This is a genomic window from Caldimonas hydrothermalis (assembly GCF_056746695.1).
Window position 1 is genome coordinate 93614 of sequence record NZ_JBWQXA010000010.1, and the last position, 16054, is coordinate 109667.

The window sequence follows — 16054 nt, forward strand, 5'->3', positions numbered from 1 at the left end:
CCATCACCTCGTCATCATGGCCGCAGGCACCGGTGGTCACATCATTCCGGGCCTGGCCGTGGCGCAGGAAATGCAGCGCCGCGGCTGGAGCGTGAGTTGGCTGGGCACGACCACCGGCATGGAAAACCGCCTGGTGCCGGCGGCCGGCATCGCGCTGGACACCATCGGGTTCACGGGCCTGCGCGGCAAGGGGTGGTGGCACACCCTCACCGGTGGCCTGCGCCTGTTGGCCGCCTTCGTGTCGTGCTGGCGCATCCTGGGCCAGCGCAGAGCCGACGCCGTGCTGGGCATGGGGGGGTATGTGTGCTTCCCCGGCGGCGTGATGGCTGCGGCACGCCTGAAGCCGCTGGTGCTGGTGAATGCCGATGCCTCGTTGCTGCTGAGCAACCGTGCGCTGCTGCCGGTGGCCGATGTCGTGGCTTTTGGCTTCGATGGGGCGGCCGCCACGAAGACGAAGCGGGCGGTGGTCACCGGCAACCCGGTGCGTGAAGAGATCGAAGCCCTGCCGGGCCCCGAGGAGCGCTTGGCCGGCCGCGAAGGCCCGCTACGTGTGCTGGTGGTGGGCGGCAGCCTGGGCGCGCGCGTGCTCAACGAGATCATGCCCAAGGCTGTGGCGCGGATTGCGGCCGAGGAACGCCCGAGCGTGGTCCATCAGACCGGCGCGCTCAACCGCGATGCGGTCAAAGCGCTGTACCAGGCCGAGGGTCTGGACCCCGACCGCGATGTTGAGGTCTTGCCCTTCATCGACGACATGGCCCGACGGCTGGCCGAGTGCGACGTGGTCGTTTGCCGCGCCGGCGCGGTCACCGTGAGCGAGCTGTGCGCCGCCGGCGTGGCCAGCGTGCTGGTGCCGCTGCTGGCGAGCACCACCTCGCACCAGCGCGACAACGCCCAGTACATGGCCCAGCACGGTGCGGCGCTGCACCTGCCGCAGGCCGAACTTACGCCCGAGCGCCTGGCCGAGGTCCTGCGCGGCCTGGACCGCGAGACCCTCAGAACCATGGCACGCAAGGCCCGCAGCCTGGCCCGTCCGCGCGCCGCGGCCCGCGTGGCCGACGAAATCGAAAAGCTGGTGCATGCCCACCGCGGAGGTGCACGATGAAACACGCCGTCAAACACATCCACTTCGTCGGCGTGGGGGGCGCCGGCATGAGCGGCATCGCCGAGGTGCTCTTCAACCTGGGCTACACCGTCTCGGGTTCGGACCAGAGCGACAGTGCCACGGTGCGTCGCCTGGCGGCCCTGGGTCTGAAGGTGATGATCGGCCACGATGCCGAGAACATCGCCGGGGCCGACGCCATCGTCACCTCCACGGCGGTGCGCGGCGACAACCCCGAAGTGATCGCTGCCCGCGCGCGCCGTGTTCCGGTGGTGCCACGCGCGGTGATGCTGGCCGAGCTGATGCGCCTGAAGCAGGGCATCGCGATCGCCGGCACGCACGGCAAGACCACCACCACCAGCTTAGTGGCCAGCGCGCTGGGCGAGGCCGGCGTCGATCCCACCTTCGTGATCGGCGGGCGCCTGAACAGCGCCGGCGCCAATTCCCGCCTGGGGTCGGGGCAGTACATCGTCGTCGAGGCCGACGAATCCGATGCCTCCTTCCTGAACCTGATGCCCATCGTCTCGGTCGTCACCAACATCGATGCCGACCACATGGAGACCTACGGCCACGACTATGCGAGGCTGAAGGCGGCTTTCGTCGACTTTCTGCACCGCATGCCTTTCTACGGTGCGGCCATCCTGTGTGCCGACGACCCTGGCGTGCGCTCCATCATCCCGATGATCTCGCGCCCGGTGGTCACCTACGGCTTCGGTCCGGACGTGCAGGTGCGCGCCGTCGACGTGCGTGCCGAGGGTGCTCGCATGCACTTCACCTGCCAACGCCGCAACGGTGTGGCCATGCCCGATCTCGAGGTCACGCTCAACCTGCCGGGTGAACACAACGTGCTCAATGCCCTGGCCGTGATCGGCGTGTGCACTGAACTCGAATTGCCCGATGCCCCGGTGCTGAAGGCCCTAGCGGAGTTCAAGGGGGTGGGCCGGCGCTTCCAGCGCTACGGTGACCTGCCGGCCACGGGGGGCGGCCACTTCACGCTGATCGACGACTATGGCCATCACCCCGTCGAGATGGCCGCCACGCTGGCGGCCGCGCGCGGTGCCTTCCCGGGCCGCCGCTTGGTGCTGGCCTTCCAGCCGCACCGCTACACCCGCACGCGCGACTGCTTCGAAGACTTCGTCAAAGTCATCGGCCAGGGTGCCGATGTGGTGCTGCTCACCGAGGTCTATGCCGCCGGCGAGTCGCCCATCGTGGCCGCCGACGGCCGCTCGCTGGCACGCGCCCTGCGTGTGGCCGGCAAGCTCGATCCGGTCTTCGTCGATGAGATCGGCGACATGGCCCAGGCCATCGTCGACCATGCGCGTGACGGCGACGTGGTCATCACGATGGGGGCGGGCAGCATCGGCGGGGTGCCGGCCCAGGTGCTGGAGTTGTTGAAGGAATCCGCATGAAGTTCGACCTGTCTTCCATTGATGTGAAGGCGCTGGGCAAAGTGGCCGTGCTGATGGGCGGCCTGTCGGCCGAGCGCGAGGTCTCGCTGATGTCCGGCACCGGCGTGCTGCAGGCGCTGCAGTCCCAGGGGGTCGATGCTCACCCCTTCGATCCGGCCGAGCGCGACCTGTGCGAGCTCAAGCGCGAAGGCTTCGCGCGCTGCTTCATCGCCCTGCACGGCCGCTTCGGCGAGGACGGCACGGTGCAAGGCGCGCTGGAACTGCTGCGTATCCCCTACACCGGCTCGGGCGTGATGGCCTCCAGCATGGCGATGGACAAGATCATGACCAAGCGCGTCTGGCGTTTCGAGGGCCTGCCCACGCCCGACTGGCGCCTGGTGGGCAGCGCCGAGGAAACCCGTGCCGCCCTGCAGGCCCTGGGCGCACCGATGATCGTCAAGCCTGCGCGCGAAGGCTCCACCATCGGTCTGACCAAGGTGGAGCGCGTCGAGCAGTGTGACGCCGCCTATGCCCTGGCTGCGACCTACGACCCCGAGGTGCTGTGCGAGGAATTCATCGCCGGCGACGAGACCACCTGCCCGGTGCTGGGCGAGGGGGTCTCGGCCCAGGCCCTGCCAGTGATCCGCATCGTGGCGCCCGAGGGCAACTATGACTACCAGAACAAGTACTTCACCGACACCACGCAGTACCACTGCCCGAGCGGCCTGCCGCAGGCGGAAGAACGCGAGATCCAGCGCATCGTCGTGCAGGCCTACCGCACCCTGGGCTGCCGCGGCTGGGGCCGCGCCGACGTGATGATCCGTGCCAGCGACCGCCGGCCCTTCCTGCTGGAGATCAACACGTCGCCGGGGATGACCGGCCATTCCCTGGTGCCCATGTCGGCGCGTGCCGCCGGGCTGTCCTACGAGCAGCTCTGCCTGTGGCTGGTGTCGCAGGCGGGGTTGGAACACCGTGTGGGTAACTGAACCATGCCGCTGGACGTCCGCCTCATGAACGCCACCGCCGCCGTGCTGTGCGCACTGGCTGCGCTGGTCTTCCTGTGGGCGGCGGCAAGCTGGGTGGTGCGCTGGCCCATGTTCTCGATCCGGGCCATCCGCATCGACGGCGACGTGGCCCGCAACTCGGCGGCCACGATCCGTGCCAATGCCTTGCCGCGGTTGAGTGGCAACCTCTTCACGATGGATCTTGCGCGCAGCCAGCAGGCTTTCCAGGCCGTGCCCTGGGTGCGCCAGGCCGTAGTGCGCCGGGTGTGGCCCAACCGGCTGGCCGTCACACTCGAAGAGCATGTGCCAGTGGCCTACTGGCGTGGCGCCAAGGGCGAGGACCGCATCGTCAACAGCTTCGGCGAGGTCTTCGAGGCCAACCTGGGCGATGTCGAGGACGAGAACCTGCCCACGCTGATCGGGCCCGAAGGCAGCGCGGCGCGGGTGCTGGCGCTGTACCGCGAGGTGGCCCCCGTGCTGGCCCGCCTGGGCTCGCCGGTGGTACAGCTCGGCCTGTCCGAACGTGGTCACTGGCACGCGGAGCTCGACAATGGCGCGCGCATCGAACTGGGCCGTGGCAGCTCCGAGGAGGTGATGGCCCGCATCGATCGGCTGGTGGCCACGATCGGCCAGGTCACCGCACGCTACCCCGGACCGCTCGAGTACGCCGACCTGCGCCACCGTGACGGCTACGCCGTGCGCATCCGCGGGGTGACCACACAGACGACCCCGGCTGCAAGGAATTGAGGATTTTCATGGCCAAGGAATACAAGGATCTCGTCGTCGGCCTGGACATCGGCACCGCCAAGGTGATGGCGGTCGTCGCTGAAGTGTTGCCCAGCGGGGAGCTGCGCTTGGCGGGGCTGGGCGTGGCTCCCTCCCACGGGCTCAAGCGCGGCGTGGTGGTCAACATCGACGCCACCGTGCAGTCCATCCAGCAGGCCCTGAAAGAGGCCGAGATGATGGCCGACTGCAAGATCACGCGCGTGTACACCGGCATCACCGGCAGCCACATCCGCGGGCAGAACAGCACCGGCATGGTGATCGTGCGCGACAAGGAGGTCACGCCCATCGACGTGGCGCGCGTGGTCGAGACCGCCAAGGCCATCAACATCCCCAACGACCAGAAGCTGCTGCTGGTCGAACCGCAGGAGTTCGTGATCGATGGGCACGAAGTGAAGGAGCCCATCGGCATGAGCGGCGGGCGCCTGGAGGTCAAGGTGCACATCGTCACTGGTGCGCAGAGTGCGGCCGAGAACATCATCAAGTGTGTGCGCCGCTGCGGCCTGGAGGTCGAGCAGCTCGTGCTCAATCCCAGCGCCTCGGCGGCGGCGGTGCTCACCGAGGATGAAAAGGACCTGGGCGTGTGCCTGGTCGACATCGGCGCCGGCACGACCGACGTGTCCATCTTCACCGACGGCTCCATCCGCCACACCGCGGTCATTCCCATCGCCGGGGATCTGATCACCAGCGACATCGCGATGGCACTGCGCACGCCCACGAAGGATGCCGAGGAGATCAAGGTGGAGTCGGGCGTGGCAAAGCAGATGCTGGCCGACCCGGACGAGCAGGTCGAAGTGCCGGGTCTGGGCGACCGCGCCCCGCGCATGCTCAGCCGCCAGGCCCTGGCCGGCGTGATCGAGCCGCGCGTGGAGGAGATCTTCTCGCTGGTGCACCAGGTCATCCGAGAAAGCGGCTATGAGGAGCTGCTGTCCTCGGGCATCGTGCTGGCCGGGGGCTCGGCCGTGATGCCCGGGATGGTCGAACTGGGCGAGGACATCTTCCTCAAGCCCGTGCGCAAGGGCATTCCGACCTACTCGGGGGCCCTGCATGACATGGTGGCCAATCCGCGCTCGGCCACCGTGATGGGTTTGCTGGAGGAGGCGCGTCTGTCGCGCGTGCGCGGTCACCGGGCGGCCCAGCAGGCCGGTTCGGTGCAGTCGTTCTTTGGACGGGTGAAGGACTGGTTCATCGGGAATTTTTGAGCGTGGGGCCGGAAGAAGACCCCACATGTGTTTCTTGTGTGATGGCAACTGCAACGACGAAGGAGGTTCATCATGGCTATCGAGATGATTGAAGAGTTCAACCTGGGCACGCAGATCAAGGTGATCGGCGTGGGTGGCGGCGGCGGCAACGCGGTCGAGCACATGATGGCCCAGGGCGTGCAGGGCGTGGAGTTCATCTGCGCCAACACCGACGCCCAGGCGCTCAACCGCTCCTCGGCGCACAAGCTCATCCAGCTCGGCACCACCGGCCTGGGGGCCGGCTCCAAGCCCGAGGCCGGCAAGGCCGCGGCCGAGGAGGCGGTGGACCGCATCCGCGAGGCGGTGGACGGCGCCCACATGCTCTTCATCACCGCCGGCATGGGCGGCGGCACCGGCACGGGGGCAGCTCCGGTGATCGCCCGGGTGGCCAAGGAGATGGGCATCCTGACCGTGGGCGTGGTCACCAAGCCCTTCGAGTTCGAGGGCAACCGCCGCATGAAGCAGGCCGACGCCGGGCTGGCCGAACTGGAGGCCAATGTCGATTCGCTGATCGTGGTGCTCAACGAGAAGCTGCTGGAAGTGCTGGGTGACGACATCACCCAGGAGGAGGCCTTCAGCCAGGCCAATGACGTGCTGAAGAACGCGGTGGGCGGCATCAGCGACATCATCCACATCCCCGGCCTGGTCAACGTCGACTTCGAGGACGTGAAGACCGTGATGAGCGAGCCCGGCAAGGCCATGATGGGCACGGCGGTGGCCAGTGGTCCCGACCGCGCCAGCAAGGCCGCCGAGGCGGCCGTGGCCTGCCCGCTGCTCGAAGGCATCGACCTGTCCGGCGCTCGTGGTGTGCTGGTGCTGATCGCCGCCAGCAAGAGCACCTTCAAGCTGAGCGAGTCGCGCAACGCGATGAACACCATCCGCCGCTACGCCGCCGAGGATGCCCATGTCATCTACGGCACCGCCTACGACGAAAGCCTGGGCGACCAATTGCGCGTCACCGTGATCGCCACCGGCCTGTCGCCCCAGGCGCGCCGCCAGCAGGCCCCCATCAGCGTGGTGCACTCGCAGCCGGCGCTGCGCACCGGCACCGACAACATCCCGGTGCTGAACACGGCCGTGCATGCGCCGGCGCACGTGCCCCAGGCGCATGACTACGCCAGCCTGAACACCCCCAGCGTGTGGCGCACGGGCCGCACCCAGGCGGCGGCCAAGGTCGATGCGCTGGCCAGCAACGGCATGGACGAGATCGAGATTCCGGCGTTCCTGCGCAAACAGGCCGACTGATGGGCCCCCGACGCGCTGGGCGCGAGCCCTCAAAGGGCGACACCAGCGGACCGGCGCCGCCGGATCCGCGGTGTCCGCTCGGCGTGTTCGGGGCTGCTATCGTCGTGATAGCGCAGAAATCGGCGCCACGCATCCATTGGAAGCGAAAGGTCTATAGGCATTGCCTAAAATGAGGGCGTCATGCTTCAACAACGCACCCTGAAGTCGCTGACCCGCGCGGTCGGGGTTGGGCTGCACAGTGGCCAGCGCGTGGAACTCACGCTGCGCCCTGCGGCACCCGACACCGGCATCGTGTTTCGGCGCATCGACCTGCCTGTGCCGGTCGAGATCCCCGTGTCGGCCACTGCCATCACCGACACGCGGCTGAACTCGACCCTGTCGGCCGGCGGCGACCCCGGTGCGCCGGGGGTGCACACGGTGGAGCACCTGATGTCCGCGTGTTGCGGCCTGGGTATCGACAACCTCTACATCGATATCACGGCCGAGGAAGTTCCGATCCTGGACGGCTCTGCCGCCTCCTTCGTCTACCTCCTGCACAGTGCCGGGATCGAACTCCAGCGCGCGCCCAAGCGCTTCCTGCGCATCCTCAAGCCCGTCGAGGTGCGCGAGGGGGAGGGCCGCAGCCTCAAGTGGGCGCGGCTCGACCCCTACCACGGCTTCAAACTCGCCTTCGAGATCGACTTCGACCACCCGGCCGTCAACCAGACCGGCCAGCGCGTCGAGTTTGACTTTGCCAGCGGCCGCTACAGCCGCGACATCGCCCGCGCGCGCACCTTCGGCTTCACCAAGGACGTCGAAATGATGCGCTCGCGTGGCCTGAGCCTGGGCGGCAGCATGGACAACGCCATCGTCGTCGATGACTACCGCGTGCTCAACGCCGAGGGCCTGCGCTATGACGACGAATTCGTCAAACACAAGATCCTCGACGCCATCGGCGACCTCTACGTCGTTGGCAAACCCATGCTCGCGGCTTACAGTGCCTACAAGTCCGGGCATGCGTTGAACAACAAGCTGCTGCGCGCCGTGCTGGCCGATGCCAGCCAGTACGAGATCGTCACCTTCGAGGATGAACGCCAGGCGCCGCAAGGCTTCGCGCAACTCGCGCCGGCCTGGTGAGTGCGCAGCCGATGCTCGTCTTGCGTATCGCGATCCTGCTGCTGCTCCTGGCCGCCATCGTCTGTTTTGGCCTGTACCTGCTGCGCAACGACCGGCGCTGGCTCCGTCTGGGAGTGGCCATCACGAAGTGGACCCTCGTGGCGGCACTGGGCTTCTTTGCGGTGCTGATCGCCGACAGGATGCTCTGGCCCCGTCAGTAACTGCGCCCACCCTTGATCTGTGCGTGCGTGCGCCGACGCAGCGCACCGCCGGACTTGGCCACGGCCGCGAAGGCCGCGCCGGCATGGGCATGGCAGATTGCCAGCCCCAGGGCATCGGCGGCATCCTTGCCGGGCTCGCCGGGCAGGTGCAGCAGCCGTGCCACCATCGCCTGGATCTGCTCCTTGCGCGCCAGGCCGTGACCGGTGATGGCCTTCTTCATCTGCAAGGCGGTGTACTCGTGCACCGGCAGGTGGCAGCTCACCAGGGCGGCCAATGCGGCACCGCGGGCCTGACCCAGCAGCAAGGTGGACTGCGGGTTGACGTTGACGAAGACGATTTCCACCGAGGCCACGGTGGGCTGGTAGCGTGCGACCACCTCGCGGATCCCCTCGAAGAGGATCTTCAGGCGTGCGGGCAGGTCGCCCTGGTCGGCGCTCTTGGTCTTGATGGTGCCGCTGGCCACGTAGCGCAGGCGTGGGCCTTCCACGTCCACCACACCGAAGCCCGTGGTCTGCAGGCCGGGGTCGATGCCGAGCACCCTCATGGCCGCAGCTCGAAGTACCAGCGCACCGAATGCAGGAACACCGGCGCGGCGAAGCTCAGCGCAGCGATGCGATCGAGCAGCCCCACGGCGCCGGTGACGGGGTGGCCCTCGGCATGCCAGGCCGAGCGCACGCCGGCATCACGCTTGAGCGCCTTCATCACGAAGTGGCCGAACATGCCGGCGGTGCAGGCGATGAAGCTCATCGCAAAGGCCTGGCCGGCCTTGAACGGGGTGATCCAGTAGAGCAGGGCACCGCAGAAGCTGCCGACCAGCACGCCGGCTCCTGCGGCGCCCCAGGAAAAGGACGTGCTGATGGCCGGGGCCACCGGTGTCAGAGGCCGATGGCGGGCCACGTAGGACTGCACAAGCAAGCCCGTCTGCACCACGAAGACCAGCAGGAAGAGCAGGAAGGCGCCGCGCTGCGCATAGCCCGGAAACTCGAGCAGCAGCAGTGCCGGAGCGTGGCTCAGGCCATAGACGCAAACCATGATGCCCCACTGGATCTTGGCATTGCGCTCCAGGAAGCGCTCGGGGTCGTTGGCCAGTGCGCTGATCACCGGGATCGCGAAGAAGACGTAGACCGGGATGAAGACCGAGAACAGGTCGAACTGGCGTGTGCCGACGAGGGAGTACTGCAGCGGCAAAACGACGAAGAAAGCCAGGATGAGGCTGCGGTGGTCACCGCGGCGCGTGTGGCTGAGCGTGATGAACTCGCGCAGCGCATAAAACGACAGCAGCCCGAACAGCAGCATCGAGACGAAGGCGCCGGCGATCCAGGCGATCCAGAACACCGACACCCACACCCAGGAGTCGCGCAGCACGCGCTTGAAGCGCTCGACACGGCCGACCTGCGGCTCTGTCTGCGCCTTCAGGCTCATCACCGTGGCGAGCATCGATGCCAGGGCCAGCAGGCCGAAGACGATGAGAAAGAGCAGGCCGATCTGCTCGCCGGCCGTCCAGCCGCGCAAGGTCTTGAACACGTTCATGCCCCGGCCCTCCCGGGCCTGCGCAGCGCGATCACGGCGGCGCGGGCGCGCTCCAGAAAGGCGCGCTTGTCCTCGTCGGGCTCCAGTTGCATCGGCGAGCCGAAGGTCACCGAGCACAGCATCGGCACGGGCACGACCTCTCCCTTGGGCATCACGCGCTGGACGTTGTCGATCCAGCAGGGGATCAACGGGATGTCGGGGAACTGCTGGGCCAGGTGGTACAGCCCCGACTTGAAGGGCTGCGGCTCGCCCAGGTTGCTGCGCGTGCCTTCCGGGAAGATCACCAGCGAGTCGCCATGTTGGAGGGCATCGATCAGCGGCTCCAGCGGGTCCTGGTCATCGGTGCGCTGCCGGTTCACGTAGACCGCGTTGAACACCTCGCGGGTGAGCCAGTGCTTGAGCTTGCTGGACGTCCAGTAATCCTTGGCCGCGATCGGCCGCGTCTGGGCGCGCAGCTCATGGGGCAGTGCACACCAGATCAGCACCCAGTCGAGGTGGCTCTGATGGTTGGCAAAGTAGATGCGCTGCTCGGCCTTGGGCACGCAGCCCAGCCAGTGGCCCTGTGCGCCGGTGATCAGGCGGGCCAGGGCCGACAGGAGCGCTGCGGTGGCGTCGGCAAGGGTCATGAGCCGCGCGCCAGCGCTCAGTGTCGGAAATGACGCACGCCGGTGAGCACCATCGCGATGCCCCGCTCGTCCGCGGCGGCAATGACCTCGTCATCGCGCACGCTGCCGCCGGGCTGGATCACGCAGGTGGCGCCGGCGTCACAGACCACGTCCAGGCCGTCGCGGAAGGGAAAGAAGGCGTCGCTGGCCACGGCCGAGCCTTGCAGGGAGAGCCCTGCATTGCCGGCTTTGATCGAGGCGATGCGGGCCGAGTCGATGCGGCTCATCTGGCCGGCCCCCACCCCCAGGGTCATGCCGCCACCGCAGAACACGATGGCATTGGACTTGACGTACTTGGCCACGCGCCAGGCGAACAGCAGATCGGCCAGTTGCTCGGGCGTGGGTTGCTTTTTCGTGACGACCTTCAGTTCGTCGAGGCGCACCTCGCGGTTGTCGGCCGTCTGCAGCAGCAGGCCCGAGCCCACGCGCTTGGCGTCCATCAGGTTGCGGCCCTGGTCCCAAGCCGTGGTACCGCCCGGGGGCAGGGCGATCTCGAGCAGACGGGTGTTGGCCTTGGCGGCGAAGATGGCACGGGCTTCCTCCGAGAAGCCCGGGGCGATCAGCACTTCGACGAATTGCTTGGCCACGAGCTGGGCTGCAGCCCCGTCCACCGCGCGGTTGAAGGCGATGATGCCGCCGAAGGCCGAGGTCGGGTCGGTCTTGAACGCCTTCGCATAGGCTTCGGCCGGGTCGGCTCCCAGAGCCACGCCGCAGGGGTTGGCGTGCTTGACGATCACGCAGGCTGGGGTCTCGAAGGACTTGACGCACTCCCAGGCCGCGTCGGCATCGGCGATGTTGTTGTACGAGAGTTCCTTGCCCTGGAGCTGCCGGGCCGTGACCAGCGAGCCGGGGGCTGGGTGGAGGTCGCGGTAGAAGGCGGCCTGCTGGTGCGGGTTCTCGCCGTAGCGCAGGTCTTGCACCTTCACAAAGCGGCCGTTGCTCTGCCCGGGGAACAGGCTGCGCGTGCCGTCGGGTTGCAGCGACGAGAGGTAGTCGCTGATCGCGCCATCGTAATCGGCGATGCGGTTGAAGGCGGCCACGGCGAGCCGGAAGCGCGTTTCGGGCAGGGTGGTGCCGTGGCGCTGCAGTTCCTCGATGACACCGGCGTACTGGCTGGCGTCGGTCAGCACGGTGACGTCTTTCCAGTTCTTCGCGGCCGAGCGCACCATCGCCGGTCCGCCGATGTCGATGTTCTCGATCGCGTCGTCCAGCGTGCAGCCGGGCTGGGCCACGGTGGCTTCGAAGGGGTAGAGATTGACCACCAGCAGGTCGATGGTGCCGATGCCGTGTTCTTTCAGCGCGGCCATGTGCTCGGGCAGGTCACGACGCGCCAGCAGGCCACCGTGCACGCGCGGATGCAGGGTCTTCACGCGGCCGTCGAGCATCTCTGGAAAGCCGGTGAGTTCGGCCACCTCGGTGACGCTCAGGCCCGCCTCGGTCAGCAGCCGGGCTGTGCCGCCGGTGGAGACGAGCCGGATGTTGAGTGCCGCAAGCGCGCGCGCGAATTCGACGATGCCGGTCTTGTCCGAGACCGAAAGCAGGGCGGTGAGGGGCGGGTTCGACATGGGTGGGCCTTAGTCTTACTTGATCAGTTTGTGTTCGACGAGTTTGCGCCGCAGCGTGTTGCGGTTGATGCCCAGCCATTCGGCCGCGCGCGACTGGTTGCCTTCGGCGTGCTGCATCACCACCTCCAGCAGCGGTTTTTCCACGACGGAGATGATCATCTCGTGCATGGAGTGGGGTTCCTCGCCCCGCAAGTCCTTGAAATAGGACTCCAGGCTCGCGCGGATGCATTCTTCGATCTGCTTCTTGCTCATGCGACCTCGGTTTCGAAGGGCTCGTCCTGCCTGGCCGGTGCATCAGGCAGATGCACGTGGCGCTGCGACAGCGCTTCAAAGTACTGATTCAAGGCGGAGATCTGCGCATCGCAGCTCTCCAGGGTGTTGATGTGCCGGCGCAGGGTCTCGCCGCCCGGCAGGCCGCGCACGTACCAGCCGATGTGCTTGCGGGCGGTGCGCACGCCGCTCCACTCGCCATAGAGGCTGTAGTGGTCATGCAGGTGTTCGACGAGCCAGCCGTGCACCTCGGCCACCCGCGGCGGCGCGCGGCGGGTGCCGGTGGCCAGGAAGTGCTCGATCTCGCGGAAGATCCAGGGACGGCCCTGGGCGGCGCGGCCGATCATCAGCGCATCGGCCCTGGTGTGACGCAGCACGGCCAGGGCCTTCTGCGGCGAATCGATGTCGCCGTTGGCCACCACTGGCACCTTCACGGCCGCCTTCACTGCGGCAATGGTGTCGTACTCGGCCCGACCCGTGTAGCCCTGCTCGCGGGTGCGGCCGTGCACGGTGATCAGCGCCACGCCGGCCTGCTCGGCCGCGCGCGCCAGGCTCACGGCATTGCGATGCTGCGCGCACCAACCGGTGCGCATCTTCAGCGTCACCGGCACGCCGCGTGGTGCGCAGGCCGCCACCACCGCCTCGATGATGGACAAGGCCAGCGCCTCGTCCTGCATCAGCGCGGAGCCGGCCCATTTGTTGCACACCTTCTTGGCCGGGCAGCCCATGTTGATGTCGATGATCTGCGCGCCGCAGTCGATGTTGTAGGCCGCCGCCTCGGCCATCATCGCGGGTTCGGTGCCGGCGATCTGCACTGCGATGGGCGCGACCTCGCCCTCGTGGTTGGCTCGGCGCGAGGTCTTCAGGCTGTTCCACAGCTCCTTGCGCGAGGTGACCATCTCGCTGACGGCGTAGCCGGCACCCAGCCGTTTGCACAACTGGCGAAAAGGGCGGTCGGTGACCCCGGCCATGGGCGCGACGAAGAGCGCGTTGGGCAGCTCGTGGGGGCCGATGCGCATGGGAGTGGCAGGGGGATGTGCTGAAAAAGGAGGCAGAGTATAGCCTCGCAAGCTTTCAGGAAATGAAACGCTCGGCCCGCGGCCTTGCTGCAGTGCACACCGATAATCGCAGGCGATGGAAGCTTGGCTTTACTCCCTGCTCAATGCCTTGGCCTTGCCGCAGTTCGGCCTGAGCACCGTGTTCGTGGTGGCCTTCGTGTCGGCCACGCTGCTGCCCATGGGCTCCGAGCCGGCCGTCTTCGGCCTGATCAAGCTCAACCCCGAGCTGTTCTGGCCGGCCATCGGCGTGGCCACGCTGGGCAATACCCTGGGCGGGGCGCTGAACTGGTGGCTGGGCTACGGTGCCCACCAGGCCTATGACCGCCTCACCCACAAGGAGCACCCGGTCAAGGCGCGCGCGCTGCTGTGGCTGCGCGATTTCGGGCCCCGGGCCTGCCTGCTGTCGTGGCTGCCCGTGGTGGGCGACCCCTTGTGTGGTGTGGCCGGCTGGCTCAAGCTGCCGTTCTGGCCTTGCGTGCTCTACATGGCGCTGGGCAAATTCCTGCGCTACCTGCTCATGACCTCGGCGCTGCTGTGGCTGTTTCCCGGCATGGTGGAGTTGCCGCGCTAGCCTCGGCTCACTTCGCGGCGGCGTCGCCGCCCATCTGCTTGATCAGGGTCAACAGGTCGATGGGCATCGGAAAGACGATGGTCGAGGTCTTGTCGCTGGCGATGGTGCTCAAGGTCTGCATGTAGCGCAACTGCATCGCCCCGGGCTCGCGGGCGAGCATGCGGGCGGCTTGCATCAGCTTTTCCGAGGCTTCCAGCTCACCGTCGGCGTGGATGATCTTGGCGCGCCGCTCGCGCTCGGCCTCGGCCTGCTTGGCAATGGCCCGTACCATCGAGTCGTTGAGGTCCACATGCTTGATCTCGACATTGGCCACCTTGATGCCCCAGGCATCGGTCTGCGCGTCCAGCACCTGCTGGATGTCCAGGTTCAGCCGTTCACGCTCGGCCAGCATCTCGTCGAGCTCATGTTTGCCCAGCACGGCACGCAGCGTGGTCTGGGCGAGTTGGCTGGTGGCCACCATGAAGTTCTCGACCTGGATGATGGCTTTTTGCGGGTCCACCACGCGGAAATAGACCACCGCGTTGACTTGCACCGAGACGTTGTCGCGCGAGATCACATCCTGGGTGGGCACATCCAGCACGATGGTGCGCAGGTCCACCTTGACCATCTGCTGCACACCCGGGATCACGATCACCAGGCCCGGCCCCTTGACCTTCCAGAAGCGGCCGAGCTGGAAGACAACGCCGCGCTCGTATTCACGCAGGATGCGCAGCGAGGCGGCGATCAGCGCAAGCACCGCGATGGGCAGCAGGCCGCCAAAGCCAAGCGAGCCAAGGTCGAAGATCATGATCACTCTCCTTGAGGTTTCTCGATGGGCACTACATCCAGGACCAGGCCGTCGCGCCCGCGGACCTGCACGGTTTGTCCGGCCTGCAGGCTGGCGGGGCTGCGCACCCGCCAGCGTTCGCCGGCCACCTCGACCCAGGCCTCGCCAGCGCCGACGCTGACGACCCGGGCCTGTTGGCCGACGACCGTGGCGTCCCCGCTGACCACGGCGCGCCGGCGTGCGCGCACCGCCATTCCGGCCAGGCCGATCACCACGGCGGCGCTGAGCGCGGCCATGGCGGCGATCAGGCCCAGCGGAATGCCAAAGCCGGGCACCTCGGTGTCAATGAGGATCACCGCACCCAGCACGAAGGCCACGATGCCGCCCAGGCCCAGCACCCCGAAGCTGGGCATCAGCACCTCGGCCACCATGAAAGCCAGTCCCAGGGCGATCAGTGCCAGCCCGGCGTAGTTCACCGGCAGCAATTGCAAGGCATACAGGCCCACCAGCAGGCAGATACCGCCCAGCACGCCCGGCACCAGCGCTCCGGGGTTGGAGAACTCGAAGAACAGGCCATAGATGCCCAGCATCATCAAGATGAGCGCCACGCTGGGGTCGGTGATCACGGCCAGCAAGCGAATGCGCCAGTCCGGCTCCTCGCGCACGATGGCAGCGCCCGTGGTCTGCAGCGTCAGCGCGCGGCCGTCGATCTGGAGGCGGCGGCCGTCGATCTGGGTCAGCAGCTCGGGCAGGTCGCGGGCGACGTGTTCGATCACGCCCTGTGCCAGGGCCTCGTCCGCACTCAGGCTGGCCGCCTCGCGCACGGCCTTCTCGGCCCATTCGACATTGCGCCCGCGCATCTGCGCCAGCGAGCGGATGTAGGCGACCGCGTCGCTGAGCTGCTTCTGTCCCGACACGGTGGGGGACGGGCCCGTCTGCGGTGCCGGCTCCGAGGCCCTGGAGGCCGCAGGCTCCGCGGGCCGCCCAGGGCGGGCGGGCGGCTGGGCCGGTTCGGGAGCACCACCGATGGCCACCGGCGTGGCAGCGCCCAGGTTGGTGCCCGGGGCCATGGCTGCGATGTGGCTGGCATAGAGGATGTACGTGCCTGCGCTGGCCGCTCGCGCGCCACTGGGCCCCACATAGCTCGCCACCGGCACCGGGGAGGCCAGGATGTCGCGGATGATGCGGCGCATCGAGGTGTCCAGGCCCCCGGGGGTGTCCATCTGCAGCACCACCAGCTGAGCCCCGTCGCGCTGGGCGTGGGCCAGTCCGCGCCGGACGTGTTCGGCCGTGGCCGGGCCGATGGCGCCCTCGATCGTGATGACCGTGACGGGCGCGGGGGGTGCGCCGGCGGCGGGCCGGGGCGTGGCCTGGACTCCCGCCCCAAAAGCAGCCCACAGGGTGGCGCACCACCACAGGATCAGAGGCAGCCGTGCCAAGCTCATGGTCTGTGGATCCGGGCAGTCCGTGTGCCGCGCCCGCGACGCGCGGCGGATGCTCGATCCATTATGAGAGGCCCGCAATCCCGCGTCCACCCGGGGGTGAACTCCGG

Annotated in this window: 17 protein-coding genes; 9 read left to right on the forward strand and 8 right to left on the reverse strand. The window is 67.8% G+C overall.

The window, feature by feature from the left end; all coding sequences use genetic code 11:
• Positions 1-16 precede the first annotated feature (16 nt).
• From murG to AC1ECW_RS13045, 8 genes are all read left to right on the forward strand, one after another.
• Entirely contained in the window at positions 17-1102 is a 1086-nt protein-coding gene (gene murG, locus AC1ECW_RS13010; protein WP_481202016.1) for an undecaprenyldiphospho-muramoylpentapeptide beta-N-acetylglucosaminyltransferase, read from the forward strand.
• On the forward strand, positions 1099-2508 hold the full coding sequence (murC, locus tag AC1ECW_RS13015) for a UDP-N-acetylmuramate--L-alanine ligase (RefSeq protein ID WP_481201996.1): 1410 nt from the start codon (positions 1099-1101) through the stop codon (positions 2506-2508). The genes murG and murC overlap by 4 nt, the downstream gene beginning before the upstream one ends.
• Complete coding sequence (locus tag AC1ECW_RS13020; protein ID WP_409707115.1) at positions 2505-3473, forward strand: D-alanine--D-alanine ligase; 969 nt, start codon at positions 2505-2507, stop codon at positions 3471-3473. The genes murC and AC1ECW_RS13020 overlap by 4 nt, the downstream gene beginning before the upstream one ends.
• Positions 3474-3476: 3 nt before the next feature.
• On the forward strand, positions 3477-4238 hold the full coding sequence (locus AC1ECW_RS13025; RefSeq protein WP_409707118.1) for a cell division protein FtsQ/DivIB: 762 nt from the start codon (positions 3477-3479) through the stop codon (positions 4236-4238).
• An 8-nt stretch (positions 4239-4246) separates the two neighbouring features.
• On the forward strand, positions 4247-5476 hold the full coding sequence (gene ftsA / locus AC1ECW_RS13030) for a cell division protein FtsA (protein WP_409707121.1): 1230 nt from the start codon (positions 4247-4249) through the stop codon (positions 5474-5476).
• A gap of 72 nt (positions 5477-5548) precedes the next feature.
• A complete protein-coding gene (gene ftsZ, locus AC1ECW_RS13035; protein ID WP_481201997.1) occupies positions 5549-6760 on the forward strand; it encodes a cell division protein FtsZ in 1212 nt (403 codons plus the stop codon).
• A 180-nt stretch (positions 6761-6940) separates the two neighbouring features.
• A complete protein-coding gene (lpxC, locus tag AC1ECW_RS13040; RefSeq protein WP_409706025.1) occupies positions 6941-7876 on the forward strand; it encodes a UDP-3-O-acyl-N-acetylglucosamine deacetylase in 936 nt (311 codons plus the stop codon).
• A gap of 11 nt (positions 7877-7887) precedes the next feature.
• A complete protein-coding gene (locus AC1ECW_RS13045) occupies positions 7888-8076 on the forward strand; it encodes a hypothetical protein (protein ID WP_481201998.1) in 189 nt (62 codons plus the stop codon).
• Here the strand turns inward: AC1ECW_RS13045 and ruvC are convergent.
• From ruvC to dusB, 6 genes are read right to left on the reverse strand one after another with little or no spacing between them, the layout of a single operon-like run.
• A complete protein-coding gene (gene ruvC / locus AC1ECW_RS13050; RefSeq protein WP_409706031.1) occupies positions 8070-8621 on the reverse strand; it encodes a crossover junction endodeoxyribonuclease RuvC in 552 nt (183 codons plus the stop codon). The genes AC1ECW_RS13045 and ruvC overlap by 7 nt on opposite strands.
• Entirely contained in the window at positions 8618-9607 is a 990-nt protein-coding gene (locus AC1ECW_RS13055) for a phosphatidate cytidylyltransferase (protein ID WP_409706034.1), read from the reverse strand. Before AC1ECW_RS13055 ends, ruvC begins: the two co-directional genes overlap by 4 nt.
• Positions 9604-10233 carry a lysophospholipid acyltransferase family protein gene (locus tag AC1ECW_RS13060; RefSeq protein ID WP_409706037.1) on the reverse strand — a complete coding sequence of 210 codons (630 nt, stop codon included), beginning with the start codon at positions 10231-10233 and terminating at the stop codon, positions 9604-9606. Before AC1ECW_RS13060 ends, AC1ECW_RS13055 begins: the two co-directional genes overlap by 4 nt.
• Before the next feature lie 17 nt (positions 10234-10250).
• Entirely contained in the window at positions 10251-11837 is a 1587-nt protein-coding gene (gene purH, locus AC1ECW_RS13065) for a bifunctional phosphoribosylaminoimidazolecarboxamide formyltransferase/IMP cyclohydrolase (RefSeq protein ID WP_409706040.1), read from the reverse strand.
• Positions 11838-11852: 15 nt separating this feature from the next.
• Positions 11853-12089 (reverse strand): Fis family transcriptional regulator, encoded by a 237-nt coding sequence (locus tag AC1ECW_RS13070; RefSeq protein WP_104300311.1) that lies wholly within the window; start codon positions 12087-12089, stop codon positions 11853-11855.
• Positions 12086-13126 (reverse strand): tRNA dihydrouridine synthase DusB, encoded by a 1041-nt coding sequence (dusB, locus tag AC1ECW_RS13075; protein ID WP_481201999.1) that lies wholly within the window; start codon positions 13124-13126, stop codon positions 12086-12088. Before dusB ends, AC1ECW_RS13070 begins: the two co-directional genes overlap by 4 nt.
• A 115-nt stretch (positions 13127-13241) precedes the next feature.
• On the opposite strand from dusB, the gene AC1ECW_RS13080 reads away from it, so the two are divergent.
• Positions 13242-13736, forward strand: a complete 495-nt coding sequence (locus AC1ECW_RS13080; protein WP_409706046.1) for a YqaA family protein — start codon at positions 13242-13244, stop codon at positions 13734-13736.
• A gap of 7 nt (positions 13737-13743) precedes the next feature.
• On the opposite strand, the gene AC1ECW_RS13085 is transcribed toward AC1ECW_RS13080, so the two are convergent.
• Both AC1ECW_RS13085 and AC1ECW_RS13090 read right to left on the reverse strand, forming a co-directional pair.
• Positions 13744-14523, reverse strand: coding sequence for a slipin family protein (locus tag AC1ECW_RS13085; RefSeq protein ID WP_409706049.1), 780 nt, complete (start codon positions 14521-14523; stop codon positions 13744-13746).
• Positions 14524-14525: 2 nt separating this feature from the next.
• Positions 14526-15947 carry an NfeD family protein gene (locus AC1ECW_RS13090; protein ID WP_409706052.1) on the reverse strand — a complete coding sequence of 474 codons (1422 nt, stop codon included), beginning with the start codon at positions 15945-15947 and terminating at the stop codon, positions 14526-14528.
• Positions 15948-16054: the final 107 nt, after the last annotated feature.

What these genes read in the sequence shown, in the direction of transcription:
- dusB (WP_481201999.1), bottom strand. Translation starts at nt 13,126, where the DNA reads ATGCGCATCGGCCCCCACGAGCTGCCCAACGCGCTCTTCGTCGCGCCC.
- AC1ECW_RS13090 (WP_409706052.1), bottom strand. Translation starts at nt 15,947, where the DNA reads ATGAGCTTGGCACGGCTGCCTCTGATCCTGTGGTGGTGCGCCACCCTG.
- ftsA (WP_409707121.1), top strand. Translation starts at nt 4,247, where the DNA reads ATGGCCAAGGAATACAAGGATCTCGTCGTCGGCCTGGACATCGGCACC.
- AC1ECW_RS13060 (WP_409706037.1), bottom strand. Translation starts at nt 10,233, where the DNA reads ATGACCCTTGCCGACGCCACCGCAGCGCTCCTGTCGGCCCTGGCCCGC.
- lpxC (WP_409706025.1), top strand. Translation starts at nt 6,941, where the DNA reads ATGCTTCAACAACGCACCCTGAAGTCGCTGACCCGCGCGGTCGGGGTT.
- AC1ECW_RS13045 (WP_481201998.1), top strand. Translation starts at nt 7,888, where the DNA reads ATGCTCGTCTTGCGTATCGCGATCCTGCTGCTGCTCCTGGCCGCCATC.
- AC1ECW_RS13080 (WP_409706046.1), top strand. Translation starts at nt 13,242, where the DNA reads ATGGAAGCTTGGCTTTACTCCCTGCTCAATGCCTTGGCCTTGCCGCAG.
- AC1ECW_RS13020 (WP_409707115.1), top strand. Translation starts at nt 2,505, where the DNA reads ATGAAGTTCGACCTGTCTTCCATTGATGTGAAGGCGCTGGGCAAAGTG.
- AC1ECW_RS13085 (WP_409706049.1), bottom strand. Translation starts at nt 14,523, where the DNA reads ATGATCTTCGACCTTGGCTCGCTTGGCTTTGGCGGCCTGCTGCCCATC.
- murC (WP_481201996.1), top strand. Translation starts at nt 1,099, where the DNA reads ATGAAACACGCCGTCAAACACATCCACTTCGTCGGCGTGGGGGGCGCC.
- murG (WP_481202016.1), top strand. Translation starts at nt 17, where the DNA reads ATGGCCGCAGGCACCGGTGGTCACATCATTCCGGGCCTGGCCGTGGCG.
- AC1ECW_RS13025 (WP_409707118.1), top strand. Translation starts at nt 3,477, where the DNA reads ATGCCGCTGGACGTCCGCCTCATGAACGCCACCGCCGCCGTGCTGTGC.
- purH (WP_409706040.1), bottom strand. Translation starts at nt 11,837, where the DNA reads ATGTCGAACCCGCCCCTCACCGCCCTGCTTTCGGTCTCGGACAAGACC.
- ruvC (WP_409706031.1), bottom strand. Translation starts at nt 8,621, where the DNA reads ATGAGGGTGCTCGGCATCGACCCCGGCCTGCAGACCACGGGCTTCGGT.
- ftsZ (WP_481201997.1), top strand. Translation starts at nt 5,549, where the DNA reads ATGGCTATCGAGATGATTGAAGAGTTCAACCTGGGCACGCAGATCAAG.
- AC1ECW_RS13055 (WP_409706034.1), bottom strand. Translation starts at nt 9,607, where the DNA reads ATGAACGTGTTCAAGACCTTGCGCGGCTGGACGGCCGGCGAGCAGATC.
- AC1ECW_RS13070 (WP_104300311.1), bottom strand. Translation starts at nt 12,089, where the DNA reads ATGAGCAAGAAGCAGATCGAAGAATGCATCCGCGCGAGCCTGGAGTCC.